At 39.2% G+C, this 12,694-nt stretch carries 13 protein-coding genes; 11 read left to right on the forward strand and 2 right to left on the reverse strand.

Translation table 11 applies throughout. From position 1 onward, the window contains the following. The first annotated feature begins 13 nt into the window (after nt 1-13). From MKY46_RS05610 to MKY46_RS05620, 3 genes are read left to right on the forward strand one after another with little or no spacing between them, the layout of a single operon-like run. Entirely contained in the window at nt 14-1,006 is a 993-nt protein-coding gene (locus tag MKY46_RS05610; RefSeq protein WP_036121351.1) for a FecCD family ABC transporter permease, read from the forward strand. Continuing rightward, complete coding sequence (locus MKY46_RS05615; RefSeq protein WP_036121348.1) at nt 1,006-1,788, forward strand: ABC transporter ATP-binding protein; 783 nt, start codon at nt 1,006-1,008, stop codon at nt 1,786-1,788. The genes MKY46_RS05610 and MKY46_RS05615 overlap by 1 nt, the downstream gene beginning before the upstream one ends. An 11-nt stretch (nt 1,789-1,799) precedes the next feature. After that, the gene (locus MKY46_RS05620; RefSeq protein WP_036121345.1) at nt 1,800-2,294 is read left to right on the forward strand and encodes a pyridoxamine 5'-phosphate oxidase family protein; all 495 of its coding nucleotides are present in this window, start codon (nt 1,800-1,802) and stop codon (nt 2,292-2,294) included. Nucleotides 2,295-2,509: 215 nt separating this feature from the next. Here MKY46_RS05620 and MKY46_RS05625 read toward each other — a convergent pair whose 3' ends face one another. Together MKY46_RS05625 and MKY46_RS05630 are read right to left on the reverse strand one after the other, a co-directional pair. Then, a complete protein-coding gene (locus MKY46_RS05625) occupies nt 2,510-3,022 on the reverse strand; it encodes an ATP-binding cassette domain-containing protein (RefSeq protein ID WP_230593795.1) in 513 nt (170 codons plus the stop codon). A gap of 141 nt (nt 3,023-3,163) precedes the next feature. Continuing rightward, complete coding sequence (locus MKY46_RS05630) at nt 3,164-3,502, reverse strand: GntR family transcriptional regulator (RefSeq protein WP_340833817.1); 339 nt, start codon at nt 3,500-3,502, stop codon at nt 3,164-3,166. Between the two features lie 166 nt (nt 3,503-3,668). Here MKY46_RS05630 and MKY46_RS05635 point away from each other — a divergent pair, with 166 nt between their 5' ends. From MKY46_RS05635 to MKY46_RS05670, 8 genes are all read left to right on the forward strand, one after another. Further along, the gene (locus tag MKY46_RS05635; protein WP_036121342.1) at nt 3,669-3,932 is read left to right on the forward strand and encodes a sporulation protein, YlmC/YmxH family; all 264 of its coding nucleotides are present in this window, start codon (nt 3,669-3,671) and stop codon (nt 3,930-3,932) included. A 9-nt stretch (nt 3,933-3,941) separates the two neighbouring features. Beyond that, on the forward strand, nt 3,942-4,721 hold the full coding sequence (locus MKY46_RS05640; RefSeq protein ID WP_036121339.1) for an NAD(P)-dependent oxidoreductase: 780 nt from the start codon (nt 3,942-3,944) through the stop codon (nt 4,719-4,721). Then, nucleotides 4,715-5,305, forward strand: coding sequence for a dipicolinate synthase subunit B (locus MKY46_RS05645; RefSeq protein ID WP_089932009.1), 591 nt, complete (start codon nt 4,715-4,717; stop codon nt 5,303-5,305). The genes MKY46_RS05640 and MKY46_RS05645 overlap by 7 nt, the downstream gene beginning before the upstream one ends. A gap of 82 nt (nt 5,306-5,387) precedes the next feature. Next, nucleotides 5,388-6,425 carry an aspartate-semialdehyde dehydrogenase gene (locus MKY46_RS05650; RefSeq protein ID WP_058843933.1) on the forward strand — a complete coding sequence of 346 codons (1,038 nt, stop codon included), beginning with the start codon at nt 5,388-5,390 and terminating at the stop codon, nt 6,423-6,425. A gap of 13 nt (nt 6,426-6,438) precedes the next feature. Beyond that, the gene (gene dapA, locus MKY46_RS05655) at nt 6,439-7,338 is read left to right on the forward strand and encodes a 4-hydroxy-tetrahydrodipicolinate synthase (protein WP_058843932.1); all 900 of its coding nucleotides are present in this window, start codon (nt 6,439-6,441) and stop codon (nt 7,336-7,338) included. A gap of 266 nt (nt 7,339-7,604) precedes the next feature. Then, nucleotides 7,605-9,272 carry a ribonuclease J gene (locus MKY46_RS05660; RefSeq protein ID WP_058843931.1) on the forward strand — a complete coding sequence of 556 codons (1,668 nt, stop codon included), beginning with the start codon at nt 7,605-7,607 and terminating at the stop codon, nt 9,270-9,272. A gap of 153 nt (nt 9,273-9,425) precedes the next feature. Then, a complete protein-coding gene (locus tag MKY46_RS05665) occupies nt 9,426-11,717 on the forward strand; it encodes an FtsK/SpoIIIE family DNA translocase (protein ID WP_340833818.1) in 2,292 nt (763 codons plus the stop codon). 200 nt (nt 11,718-11,917) lie between these two features. Beyond that, nucleotides 11,918-12,646 carry a GntR family transcriptional regulator gene (locus tag MKY46_RS05670; RefSeq protein WP_036121324.1) on the forward strand — a complete coding sequence of 243 codons (729 nt, stop codon included), beginning with the start codon at nt 11,918-11,920 and terminating at the stop codon, nt 12,644-12,646. Nucleotides 12,647-12,694: the final 48 nt, after the last annotated feature.

Genomic DNA, 12,694 nt, shown 5'->3' on the forward strand with positions numbered 1-12,694 from the left:
GTGAGGTAGAGGTATGATTCATACAGCAAGAAGTCGCATGATTATTATCACGACCTTTGTGGTAACGATTTTAGCAGCCATTGTAGCGATCGGGTTAGGCAGTGTTCATATTTCCGTACCTGATATTTTATCTACCCTGATCAATGGACGTGATCAAGAGGGTGTTTATACAACCATCATCTGGGATATTCGCCTACCGCGCGTGCTGCTCGCATTAATTATTGGTGCTAGTATCGCCATTTCGGGTGCCTTATTGCAGGCAGTTATGGGCAATCCATTAGCCGATCCTGGGTTAACAGGGGTAACGAGTGGGGCAGCGGCCTTTGTGTTACTTATTCTTTTAGCTAATCCAGAGCTAACGCATTTGATTCCGCTTGCAGCTTTTGTTGGTGGCTTAATTGCAGCAGCCATAGTATATGCTCTTGCATGGAGACGTACAGGCATTACACCCATCACCATTATTTTATCAGGGGTAGCCGTAAATGCATTGTGTGGTGGAGTCATTGGATTCTTATCCATTCTTTACAGTGATCGTTTACCATCAGCTGTGCAATGGATGAATGGTAGTCTTGCAGCAAAAGGAAATGCATCACTGCATATGATTTATGTGTATGCCATTATCGGCTGGATTCTATCCATTTTTGCCATCCGAAAAGCTAATATTATTCGTTTAGGCGATCAGGTCGCAACCAATTTAGGAGAAAGTGTGACCCGTATTCGTATTATGTTATCTATTTTAGCTGTCTTTCTAGCAGCAATTTCGGTTGCAGCAGTTGGCATGATTGGCTTTGTTGGATTAATCGTCCCGCATATGGCTAGGCTACTAGTTGGCTCCGATTATAAGTACATGTTGCCTATGAGTATGGCTATGGGGGCTATTGTCTTATTGATTGCCGATACGGGTGGACGGACATTATTTGCACCACTTGATATTCCAGCAGGTATTTTAATGGCTGTTCTCGGTGGACCTTACTTCTTATATTTAATGAGAAAGAGGGCGTTCTAATGTTAACAATTGATCAGCTATCCATCAGCTATGAACAAAAGGAAGTTGTCCATAATTTTTCATTTGAAGTGAAACAGGGCGAAATTTTATCCATTATTGGACCGAATGGCTCCGGTAAGTCAACGATTTTAAAGGCGATCGCACGGATGCAGCCGTATCATGCAGGAACCATCCTATTTGATGGTGTAAATATGCGTCAATTATCCTCAAAGGAAATCGCACGCAAAATGTGTATGCTGAGTCAACAAAATCAAGCACCGAGCGATATTTCCGTCAAAAATTTAGTCGCCTATGGTCGTTATCCACATAAAAAATGGTTTGAGCGTCTCAATGCAGAGGACGAGGCCATAATTGATTGGGCATTGGAAAAAACCTACCTCTCACATTATAAAGAAAAGCCTATTGCCGCTTTATCTGGTGGGGAGGCGCAACGTGCGTGGATTGCAATGGCATTGGCACAACGGCCCCAAGTGCTATTATTGGATGAGCCCACGACCTTCTTAGATATTGCCCATCAGCATGAAGTGCTAGAATTAGTGCGAGAGCTTAATCGTGATATGGGCATGACTGTTGTGATGGTGCTCCATGATTTAAACCAAGCCTCTAGCTATAGCAATCAAATCGTTGTTGTAAAGGACGGCTTACGAGCACAAATGGGTACACCGGATGAGGTCATGACGGAGCAAATGATCCAACAAATTTATCGTATGGAAGCAGAAATTCAATATGTCACATGGGATAATGCCCCACGGATTCAATTAAAAAATACGGTCAAAGTATAGGAGGAAACAGCATGCCAAAAGCAATTGATATTGAACAAGTAAAACAAAACTATGAAGCATTTATTCAAGGTAAAAAAAATTGTGTATTAAGCTTTGTAGATGGGGAAGGCAAGCCTTTTAGTAGTACAACGCCTTTTATACGTTTGAATGGGAAATTTTATGTGTATATTAGTCGTATTGCCGAACATTACCAGTTAATGGAGCAGTCAGAAGTAGTCGATTTAATTTGTGTAGCAGATGAAGCTGTGACAGCCAATCCATTTGCCACAGAGCGAGCACGCTGGCAATGTCAGCCTAAAAATTTAGGAAATGAAGGTCATGAGGAGATTTTTGCTGCCTTCGATCAACTATTTAATGCAAAAATGATGGAAATGTTACGTTCACTCGATTTCTCATTATTTGAATTAACACCTCTAGACGGACGCTATGTAGTTGGATTTGGCAAAGCCTTTACGATTGATATTGCCAATGACACATTAATCCATGTTGTAATTGATAAAAAATAGGTTGCCAATAGGCAGCCTATTTTTTGATGGTGATTAGCAAATTTCTCGCGTCGTATATAAATGAAGCCATTTAAGGTTTTTCAAGCCTGAAAGCCTCATTTCCTTCATGTTTAAGTGCTAAAGCCTCGATTCCAAACGCTCCCGGACGTCTTCTCACAATCGCATGCTCTGGCAAATCCCTTACTTCCTCACTATTCCCTTTGAAAATCCCATAATCATAAGAGGGCATCCTTACTTTCGCTCAATAAAATTTCACCTTTATGAATCAACTTAATATAGTCAGCATTTTTTTCTAAATCGCTTGTAATATAGGAAGAAAATAAAATGCTATGTGTTTCATCCTGCATCAATGCTAAAAATAAATCCAAAATTTCAGCCCGAATGATAGGATCGAATCCACTTGTTGGTTCATCTAAAATCAATAATTTTGGATGATGTGACAATGCTAATGCAATTGACAGCTTCATCCTCATACCTCTTGATAGTTCCTTGATCTTCTTCCTCTTTGGGACATTAAATTGAGCTAATCGTTCAAAATAATAGCCTGAATCCCACGTTTGGAATACTTTTCTCATGATTTTGTCGAGTTGCGTCGCATTTAGCGTTTCTGGTACGTGTAAATCGTCAAATACGACTCCGCTGTCGTTTTTTATCGATAGTTCATGTTCGACATGATCTTTATTAAAAAGCAATATTTCGCCATATTCTTTTTTTAGTAAGTTCAGCATGCATTTAATGGTTGTGGATTTTCCAGCTCCATTTTCTCAGATAAAGCCTACACGGTTCCTTGAGGGACTGAAAAGCTTACATCTTTTAAAGAAAAGCCTTCAAAGACCTTATGTAAATCATGAATCTCAATGGCATTCCTCTTAATTGTCCACCTCTACTGTTAAAGATAGGAGTTCCTGCAATTTTTCATTAGAAAGACCGGCTGTTTTCGCTATTTTTACGGCCTTTTGCAAATGCTCCTCAAGCTGTCGCAGAAGTTCCTTGCGTAGAAAATCTTGATTGCGCTCTGTAACAAAGCTCCCTTTGCCTGCAACTGTTTTGATGAAGCCGTCTCGCTCTATATCGGTGTATGCACGTTTGGTCGTCATGACACTGACCTTTAAATCCTTTGCTAGAGCACGGATAGATGATAGTGCATTACCTGCATGTAATTTATTCGCTAGAATGCCCTCTTTGAGCTGTATCGTGAGGTTTATCACTGGCATTACTTAAATGGATATGCACAAATCCTCACCCGTTATAACGGTGTATATACACTATGTACAGATGTCGATGGGAATGCAACACATTCCTACTTTTGGTAGGGGGCACGATTTGCAAAAACTCGCATATATTGAGGTAATGGCACAAGGAGGGAGATGAGGCATGCTACTATCTGAGATGGTGGATAAGGAGTTAATTCAAATTGAGGGTGGCGTACATTTTGGCATCTTGGCACATACAGAATGCCTATTAGATGTGCAAACAGGGAAAATACATGGCTTTGAAATTGTGAAAGATAAACTACCATTCCAAAAAAAGAAAATGAAAGTTAGTGAAATGATACCTTGGCACGAAATTATCTTAATTGGTGAAGATCGGATTTTATTTAATAAAACATCTTCAGTACAGTCAGAATATTTACAGTGAGGTGAGCTTTTGGAAAACGAAAAATGGCTTGTTATCGGTGAGGACTCACGATTAAAGGAATTAGCGACAATGCTAAGAAGTCCATCGAGAACAGTGTTTTATAAAAGAACGACCGTTTGGAACGAGGAGTTAAATAAACTGGTTTTAGAATACCAACCAAATAAAATTATCCTACCAATTCTTCCATTAAAAATAGAAGTTGAGCAGCTCTATGGAATATCACAAGTTAAATTTTATACAGGCCGATTAACGATGCATTGGAAGCAATTACTAGAGAAAAATGAATCCATTTGCTATTTGCAGCAAGAATCGTTTATATGGCAAAATGCTCGGTTAACAGCGGAGGGATTTATCGCCACGTTTTACGGACTCGAGCAAAAATGTATTTACGGACAAAATTTTACAATCGCAGGCTTTGGACGCATCGCCAAAATGCTCGCCTCTTTACTAGTTAAGATGGGGGCGAACGTCCACATTGTTGCACGTTCTGTTGTACAAGTGAGCGAGGCAAAAGCATATGGCTATAAAGCTACGAATTTAGATGATCGTCGATGGTCTATTACGGATGATATTTTCATCAATACAATTCCAGCAAAATGGATTACAGAATCATTTATAGAGCATGTTCCAGCAGTTTTATATGATTTGGCCTCAGAGCCAGGCTGTTTAGATATAGATGCGGAGCAATTACAAACGTATGTACTATTGCCATCATTGCCTGGGAAATACTTTGCACATGACGCTGCTACAATCTTGTGCAAGGCAATAGAGGAGGAAGAAGATTGTTAACGGGGAAACGAATTGGGCTAGGTATTACAGCCTCACATTGTACGTATGAAGATGTCATACCTAAAATTCAAAATTTTATTGATGTCGGAGCAACGGTTGTGCCAATTATTACTCACTCCGTTTTACATGCAGCTACTCGCTTTGGTACTGGAGAGGAGTGGATTGCCAAAATAGAAGCATTAACAGGAGAAAAGGTTATTTCTTCTATAAAAGAGGCGGAACCATTTGGTCCATCCAATCCATTAGATGCAATGGTGATTGCGCCAATGACGGGCAATAGCATAAGTAAGTTTGCGAATGCAGCAACAGATAGTCCCGTATTAATGGCAGCGAAGGCAACATTGCGTAATGGATCACCTGTTGTATTAGGTATTTCAACAAATGATGCACTTGGTTTAAATGGTATAAACATTATGAAGCTGTTGAATGCCAAAAATATTTATTTTATTCCTTTTGGTCAGGATGCCCCCCTCTCCAAACCGAATTCTTTAATTGCTGATTTTGATCAAATGGTGGATACTGTTCATGCAGCAATTACGCAGAAAAAGCAATTACAACCGCTGTTGATACAATATTTCAAATAAATCATAGATTACACACAATTTTCAGTATTTTTGTGATACAATAGCACACATTATGGAACATGTATTCAAGGAGAGATGACAGATGACAAAGCAGTTAACAGTTGCGGTTGTTGGGGCAACAGGAGCAGTAGGTTCGAAAATGATGGAGCAATTAATTAAACGTAAATTTCCGATTGGGCATATTAAATTTCTAGCCTCTGCTCGTTCAGCGGGAAAATCAATCGAATTTAATGGTCAAACATATACAATTGAAGAAGCGACACCTGAAGCTTTCGAAGGCGTCAATGTCGCTTTATTCTCAGCTGGTGGGTCAGTATCAGCTGTGCTTGCACCAGAGGCAGCTAAGCGTGGTGCAGTAGTTATTGATAATACGAGCCATTTCCGTATGGATCCAGAGGTACCGCTTGTCGTACCTGAAGTGAATCGAGGCGACTTAGCGAAGCATAAAGGGATTATTGCGAATCCGAACTGCTCTACAATTCAAATGGTGGCTGCACTTGAGCCAATTCGTAAAGCATTTGGTTTAACGAAAGTAATCGTTTCAACATATCAAGCCGTTTCAGGAGCGGGTATTTCTGCTATTCAAGAATTAAAGGCACAGAGCGCAAATTGGGAAGCAGGTAAAGATGTAGAAGCAACTATTTTGCCGTCTGGTAGTGATAAACGTCATTACCCAATAGCACGCAATGTCATTCCACAAATCGATAAATTCACAGATAATGGATTTACATACGAAGAAATGAAAATGATTAATGAGACGAAAAAAATCATGCATGCACCAGAGCTCAAAGTAGCTGCTACTTGCGTTCGTGTTCCAGTCGTTTCAGGTCACTCTGAATCTGTTTATATTGAGGTAGAGAAAGAAGCGTCAATCCAAGAGATTTTTGACGTATTACGCAATGCACCAGGTGTAGTATTACAAGATGATATTGCAACACAAACTTACCCAATGCCTATTTATGCAGAAGGGGAAGACGCTACTTTTGTAGGACGTATCCGTCAAGATTTAGACAACAATAAAGGATTCCATCTATGGATCGTTTCTGACAATTTATTAAAAGGCGCCGCATTAAACTCTATCCAAATTGCAGAAGCAATGCTTGAGGATAACTTACTATAAGAGGGGTGTAAGGATGAATTTAGGTCGAATTGGGACGGCTATGATTACGCCGTTCAAAGATGATGGCACGATTAATTATCCAGAACTAGAACGTATTATTAATCATTTGATAGACAACGGTACAGACTGTATCGTTGCCTGTGGTACGACTTCTGAAAACCCAACAATGTCTACTGAGGAAAAAATCGAAGTTGTGCGCTTTACAGTAGAGAAAGTAGCAGGACGCGTACCGGTTATTGCAGGTACAGGGGACAATGAAACAGCCTACTCGATAGCGATGACTCATAAAGCAGAAGAAAATGGAGCAGACGGTATTATGCTTGTAGCTCCATATTATAATAAGCCGAATCAACGTGGTATTTTCGCTCACTTTGAAACCATCGCTAAACAAACAAGTCTACCTGTTATGCTCTATAATGTCCCTGGGCGTACAGGTGTCAATGTTGCCTATGAAACTTCTGTTGCTTTAAGCAAGATTCCAAACATTGCTTGGATTAAAGAAGCGAGCGGTAACTTAGATCAGATGGGAGATGTTATAGAGAACATTGATCCAGATGATGACTTCTTAGTGTATAGTGGGGATGATGGTTTAACATTACCGTTAATGGCCATAGGCGGAGCAGGCGTTATTTCTGTAGCAGCCCATGTTGTAGGCAATGATATGCAATTAATGATTAAAGCGTTTGAAGAAGGAAATCATAAGCTAGCAGCCAAAATTCACCGAGCATTATTACCTTTAGTACGTGCGCTGTTCGCTCAACCGAACCCATCGCCTATTAAATATGCGATGACAAAGTTAGGCTTTGATACACTCAATGTACGTCTGCCAATGATGGAAATGACAGATGAAGAAAAAGAGAACTTTGACCGAATTTGGGATACGTACCAAGAAAAAGCGAAAAATTTTCGATAATGAGCAACGAGGCTGATAACTCTATCGGCCTCGTTTTTGTATGCTATAAACATCCATTCATCACTTCTCATCCTTAAAAATACTTGATTAACTCTATTCGTACAAGGTATCCAATATTTGTTTTTCCATCTACTAGCAATCAGCAAATCAAAAGAAAATCTATTTCCTACGTGAAACATGTATTTTTAATTTGTGCAAAAGCTTTGCAAACCGTATAATAAATGTTAAGTGGTTGCTGTTCGGGATATTTTTTAGGAGGAAATAAATTGACAAAAAAGAAAAATGAATTGATTCGTATCATCCCTCTTGGGGGTGTAGGCGAAATTGGGAAAGCAATGTACGTAGTAGAAATTGATGAAGAGCTATTTGTAGTGGATAGCGGCTTAATGTTCCCAGAAGATGAGATGCTAGGTATAGATATCGTGATTCCTGACATTACGTACTTAGAAGAAAATAAAGAACGTGTGAAAGGTATTTTCTTAACACATGGTCATGAAGATGCGATCGGCTCTATTGCCTATGTTTTACAAAAAATAAAGGCACCTGTGTACGGATCGAAATTAACCATTGCATTAGCAAAGGAACATTTAAAAGAATTACCTGCACCACATCAGGTGAAATTTTTCGAAGTAACAAACCGTAGTCGTATGAATTTTAACTCAACGTATGTAACATTCTTCCACACAACACATAGTATTCCCGATTCGTTAGGGGTAGTGTTCCATACATCTGAAGGCGCGATTGTTCATACAGGAGAGTTTAAATTCGATCAGTCAGCGACAGGTAAATTTAAACCTGATTTAGCAAAAATGGCACAGTTAGGGGAAGACGGCGTCTTTATTCTATTATCTGAGTCTTGCGAAGCTGAACGACCAGGCTATACGACATCGGAAATTGTGATTGAAGAGCAATTATCAAAAACATTCCACTCAGCACCAGGTCGTATTTTAGTAGCTGTCTATGCATCGAATTTTATTCGTATTCAGCAAGTTTTTGCCCAAGCCCAAAAATCATTCCGTAAAGTTGTGATTGTTGGTAAGCCATTGGAAAAAGCTGTTGATTTAGGTGTACAGCTTGGTTATTTAACAGTTGAAGAAGAGACAATTATTCCAATTTCAGAAATGCAAAAATATCAAGATGATGAAATTATCATTATTACAACTGGCAATAGAGGAGAGCCTCTAGATGCATTAGAAAAAATTGTCCGTAAGCACCATCGTGACATTAAAATTAAACAAGGTGATACGGTGTTAATTACATTTACACCTTCTCCTGGTATGGAAGTACAAATGGCTAATACGATGAACTCTATGTCAAAAGCAGGCGCTGAAATTTTGACTTCTAGTAAAAATGTCCACGTATCAGGACATGGTAGTCAGGAAGATTTGAAGCTGATGCTGAATTTAATGCAGCCAAAGTATTTTATTCCTGTTCAAGGTGAATATCGTATGCTCATTGCTCACTCGAAGTTAGCGCAACAGCTCGGTATGCAAAAATCACAAATCTTTATCGCCGATAAAGGGGATATCGTAGAATACAAAAATAATAAAATGCGCATGAGTGGTCGTGTACAAGCTGGTAACGTATTAATTGACGGTATCGGTGTAGGCGATGTAGGAAATATTGTACTTCGTGATCGTAAATTATTATCGCAGGATGGTATTTTCATTGTAGTCGTGACATTAAATCGAGCACAAAAGAAAATTGCCTCTGGCCCAGAAATTTTATCACGAGGCTTTGTCTATGTACGAGAATCAGAGGAATTAATGATTGAGGCATCTGACATTGCAAAAAATGTGATTGAAAAATATGTTGGGAAAGATACATTTGAATGGACGAATATTAAACAAGAAATTCGAGATACACTCAATACGTATTTATTCCAAAAAACAAAACGTCGTCCAATGATTATTCCAATTATTATGGAATATTAATTGAACGAGCTCATCGTAAAGGTTTTGAGGAAAAAGTAGATGAAAAGGATTTTCTCCCAATTGCGGTGGAAAATCCTTTTTTTGAAATATTCGAGTTCTACATGTTATGATTCGCTACATATATAAAATGGATCGCAGAAGAAGGTGAAATAGATGGCAGTTAGTAAAAGAAAAAAAGTGACTAAAAGTAAAGCGACAACTGAAAAAAAAGATATGCATCCGCTTATGTATGAAATTTTAGGACTGCTTTTAATTGCATTAGCAGTCATTATGATTTTTGAATTTGGCATGATTGGTCGGATTCTAGAAAACATCGCAATGTTCCTTTTAGGTAATTTACATTTTGCTGTTCCATTTATGCTTATATTTGTTGCATTGTTAATGATGATTGGTCGTAAAAAAGTCAGTATGAAGGATCGATTAATACTTGGCATGGTACTCATTATTATGAGCTTAACGATTTTTAGTCATGGCATATTATTTGAACAGTTATCAAAATCAGGTGGTCTATTATCTGATTCTGTGCTGCGTGAATCGTGGCGAATATTAATCAATACAGATGGCATTATTCACCGCAGCAATGCTCTGGGCGGTGGGATGATTGGCGCCCTTTTATTTAGTGGGCTTCATGTATTATTTGAAGCCTCGGGGGCAAAAGTTGTTGCTTGGGTCATCTTCTTTATTGGGCTCATACTTGTCACTGGCAAAGCATTAGTGCCTTATTTAGCAGAAAAAACACCAGATCTATTTGGCAAATGGAAAAAAAAGCATCATGATAAAAAGAAAAATAAACCGAAAAAACCAAACAATCGCCGCTCAAGGGTAGAAAGTGGAGATGAGGTTGCGGCTGTAAATCAAATTACGGATGTGCCTGAACAAGAGGAAGAAATACCTCATGAGCCGATTATCTCTGCTTTTACGCAAAATGTCTCGCAGGAAAGAGCTGTGTTTGATACGCCTGCTATGGTGGAAAATGAAGTAGAAGAAGCAACGGATGAGGTTCATATTCAAGGTACAGATGCAGTGGAAAATGCAGACTATCAGCTACCGTCTTATAGCCTATTACAACCACCACCTCAACATGATCAAAGTGGTGAATATTCAGTTATCCAGGCGAATGCCAAAAAGCTTGAGCAAACATTACAAAGCTTTGGTGTAAAGGCAAAGGTAACACAAGTGCATTTAGGACCAGCTGTCACAAAATATGAAATTTTGCCAGATATAGGTGTGAAAGTAAGTAAAATTGTCAATCTGCAAGATGACCTTGCATTAGCACTTGCAGCTAAAGATATTCGGATGGAGGCCCCAATCCCTGGAAAATCTGCGATAGGTATTGAAGTGCCAAATAGCGAAGTGGCTATTGTAACACTTCGTGAGGTATTGGAATCGAAGGACGGTGCGAAGCCAGAAGCATTATTACAAGTAGCCTTCGGGCGTGATATTACAGGACAAGCTGTACTAGCCGAACTCAATAAAATGCCACATTTACTTGTAGCTGGTTCAACAGGCAGTGGGAAAAGTGTTTGTATAAATGGCATCGTTGTATCCATACTAATGCGTACAAAACCGCATGAAGTAAAACTTATGATGATCGACCCAAAAATGGTGGAGCTCAACGTTTATAATGGCATTCCTCATTTATTGGCTCCTGTCGTAACAGATGCACGTAAAGCTTCGCAAGCACTGAAAAAAGTGGTATCTGAAATGGAACGTCGCTATGACTTGTTCTCTCATACAGGTACACGAAATATTGAGGGCTACAATGCACATGTTCAAAAAGTGAATGAACAAACAGAGGAAAAAAATCCAAAGCTACCTTATATTGTAGTCATAGTGGATGAGTTAGCAGATTTGATGATGGTCGCATCAAGTGATGTTGAGGATTCTATTACACGATTAGCTCAAATGGCACGTGCAGCAGGAATTCATTTGATTATTGCAACACAACGACCAAGTGTAGACGTTTTGACAGGTGTTATTAAAGCGAATATTCCATCGAGAATTGCTTTTGCCGTTTCGTCAGCCATCGATTCAAGAACGATTTTAGATATGGGTGGAGCTGAGCGCCTACTTGGACGGGGTGATATGTTATTTTTACCTGCGGGCGCTTCCAAACCGAAAAGGGTGCAAGGTGCCTTTTTATCGGATCAAGAAGTAGAAGCAGTCGTTCATTTTGTTATAGAACAGCAAAAAGCGCAGTATCAGGAGGAGATGATTCCTACCGAAGAAGAAACCATTTTAGAGGAAACGGATGAATTATATGATGAAGCTGTCCAATTAGTTGTCAATATGCAAACAGCATCCGTTTCCATGCTGCAACGTCGCTTCCGTATTGGCTATTCAAGGGCTGCACGAATTGTCGATCAAATGGAGCAACGTGGGGTTGTAGGGCCACCAGAGGGCAGTAAGCCTCGTCAAGTACTTGTTCACCAATATGATAACTAAGCAAAAAAGCTAGATGTCGAAATGGTGAGAACTACTGTATATTTGTCCAAATATTTGCAAAGAAAATGAAGAAAGAATGAATTCTATAACAGATTTTATTCAAAACTGTTTATTTCATTCTGCAAAAATGTTATATTTATGAACGATTAGTAGGAATGTTGTACATCAGATGTCTGATCTCTGATTTGGTGGTGATATATGTGACTATTAAAGCAGATCATCGTCATCTCTATCTTCAAGTTATCGATCGTTTAAAATCTGACATTGAGGCTGGCATTTTTAAAGAAAATGAAAAGCTGCCTTCAGAGTTTGAATTATCGAAATCACTAGGAGTCAGTCGAGCTACTCTTAGAGAAGCTCTTCGACTGTTGGAAGAGGAAAATGTGATTGTGCGCCGACATGGGGTTGGGACTTTTGTCAATCCTAAGCCGTTGTTTACATCAGGCATCGAGCATCTATCGAGCATTTCTTCTATGATCGAAACAGCAGGTATGGAGCCGGGTTCCCGTTTTTTAAAGGCAACTGAGCACACACCTTCTGAAGAAGATTTAAAACGCTTCCAATGTGATGGCGACGATAAAATACTCACGATTGAACGTGTCAGAACAGCGGATGGTGAGCCAGTAGTTTACTGCATAGACAGGCTACCCGCAAGCTTCCTGCCTACTGACTTTGTCGAAAAAAAAGAAGTTTCACTGTTCTCTGCTTTAGAGCAATCAGGCAAAATTCATGTAGCCTATGCTGTAACGTATATTGATCCAATTGGGTATCATGAACAAGCCTCACCGATTTTAAATTGTGGACGTGAAACAGCTCTTTTAGTGTTAAAGCAGTTGCATTACGATGATCATGATCAAGTAGTGCTCTATTCAAAAAATTATTTCCGAGCTGATAAATTCAGCTTCCATGTAGTTCGTAAACGGGTGTAGAACATTTCTAAATTTTTTTCCTGCTAATTACAATACCTTTGGGGGGTT

This window comes from Lysinibacillus sp. FSL M8-0355 (genome assembly GCF_038008985.1).
Lineage (GTDB): Bacteria > Bacillota > Bacilli > Bacillales_A > Planococcaceae > Lysinibacillus > Lysinibacillus fusiformis_D.

Excerpts from the sequence above, each read along its gene's own strand:
- MKY46_RS05650 (WP_058843933.1), top strand. The coding sequence starts at position 5,388 with ATGACAAAGCAGTTAACAGTTGCGGTTGTTGGGGCAACAGGAGCAGTA.
- dapA (WP_058843932.1), top strand. The coding sequence starts at position 6,439 with ATGAATTTAGGTCGAATTGGGACGGCTATGATTACGCCGTTCAAAGAT.
- MKY46_RS05620 (WP_036121345.1), top strand. The coding sequence starts at position 1,800 with ATGCCAAAAGCAATTGATATTGAACAAGTAAAACAAAACTATGAAGCA.
- MKY46_RS05615 (WP_036121348.1), top strand. The coding sequence starts at position 1,006 with ATGTTAACAATTGATCAGCTATCCATCAGCTATGAACAAAAGGAAGTT.
- MKY46_RS05625 (WP_230593795.1), bottom strand. The coding sequence starts at position 3,022 with ATGCTGAACTTACTAAAAAAAGAATATGGCGAAATATTGCTTTTTAAT.
- MKY46_RS05635 (WP_036121342.1), top strand. The coding sequence starts at position 3,669 with ATGCTACTATCTGAGATGGTGGATAAGGAGTTAATTCAAATTGAGGGT.
- MKY46_RS05665 (WP_340833818.1), top strand. The coding sequence starts at position 9,426 with ATGGCAGTTAGTAAAAGAAAAAAAGTGACTAAAAGTAAAGCGACAACT.
- MKY46_RS05610 (WP_036121351.1), top strand. The coding sequence starts at position 14 with ATGATTCATACAGCAAGAAGTCGCATGATTATTATCACGACCTTTGTG.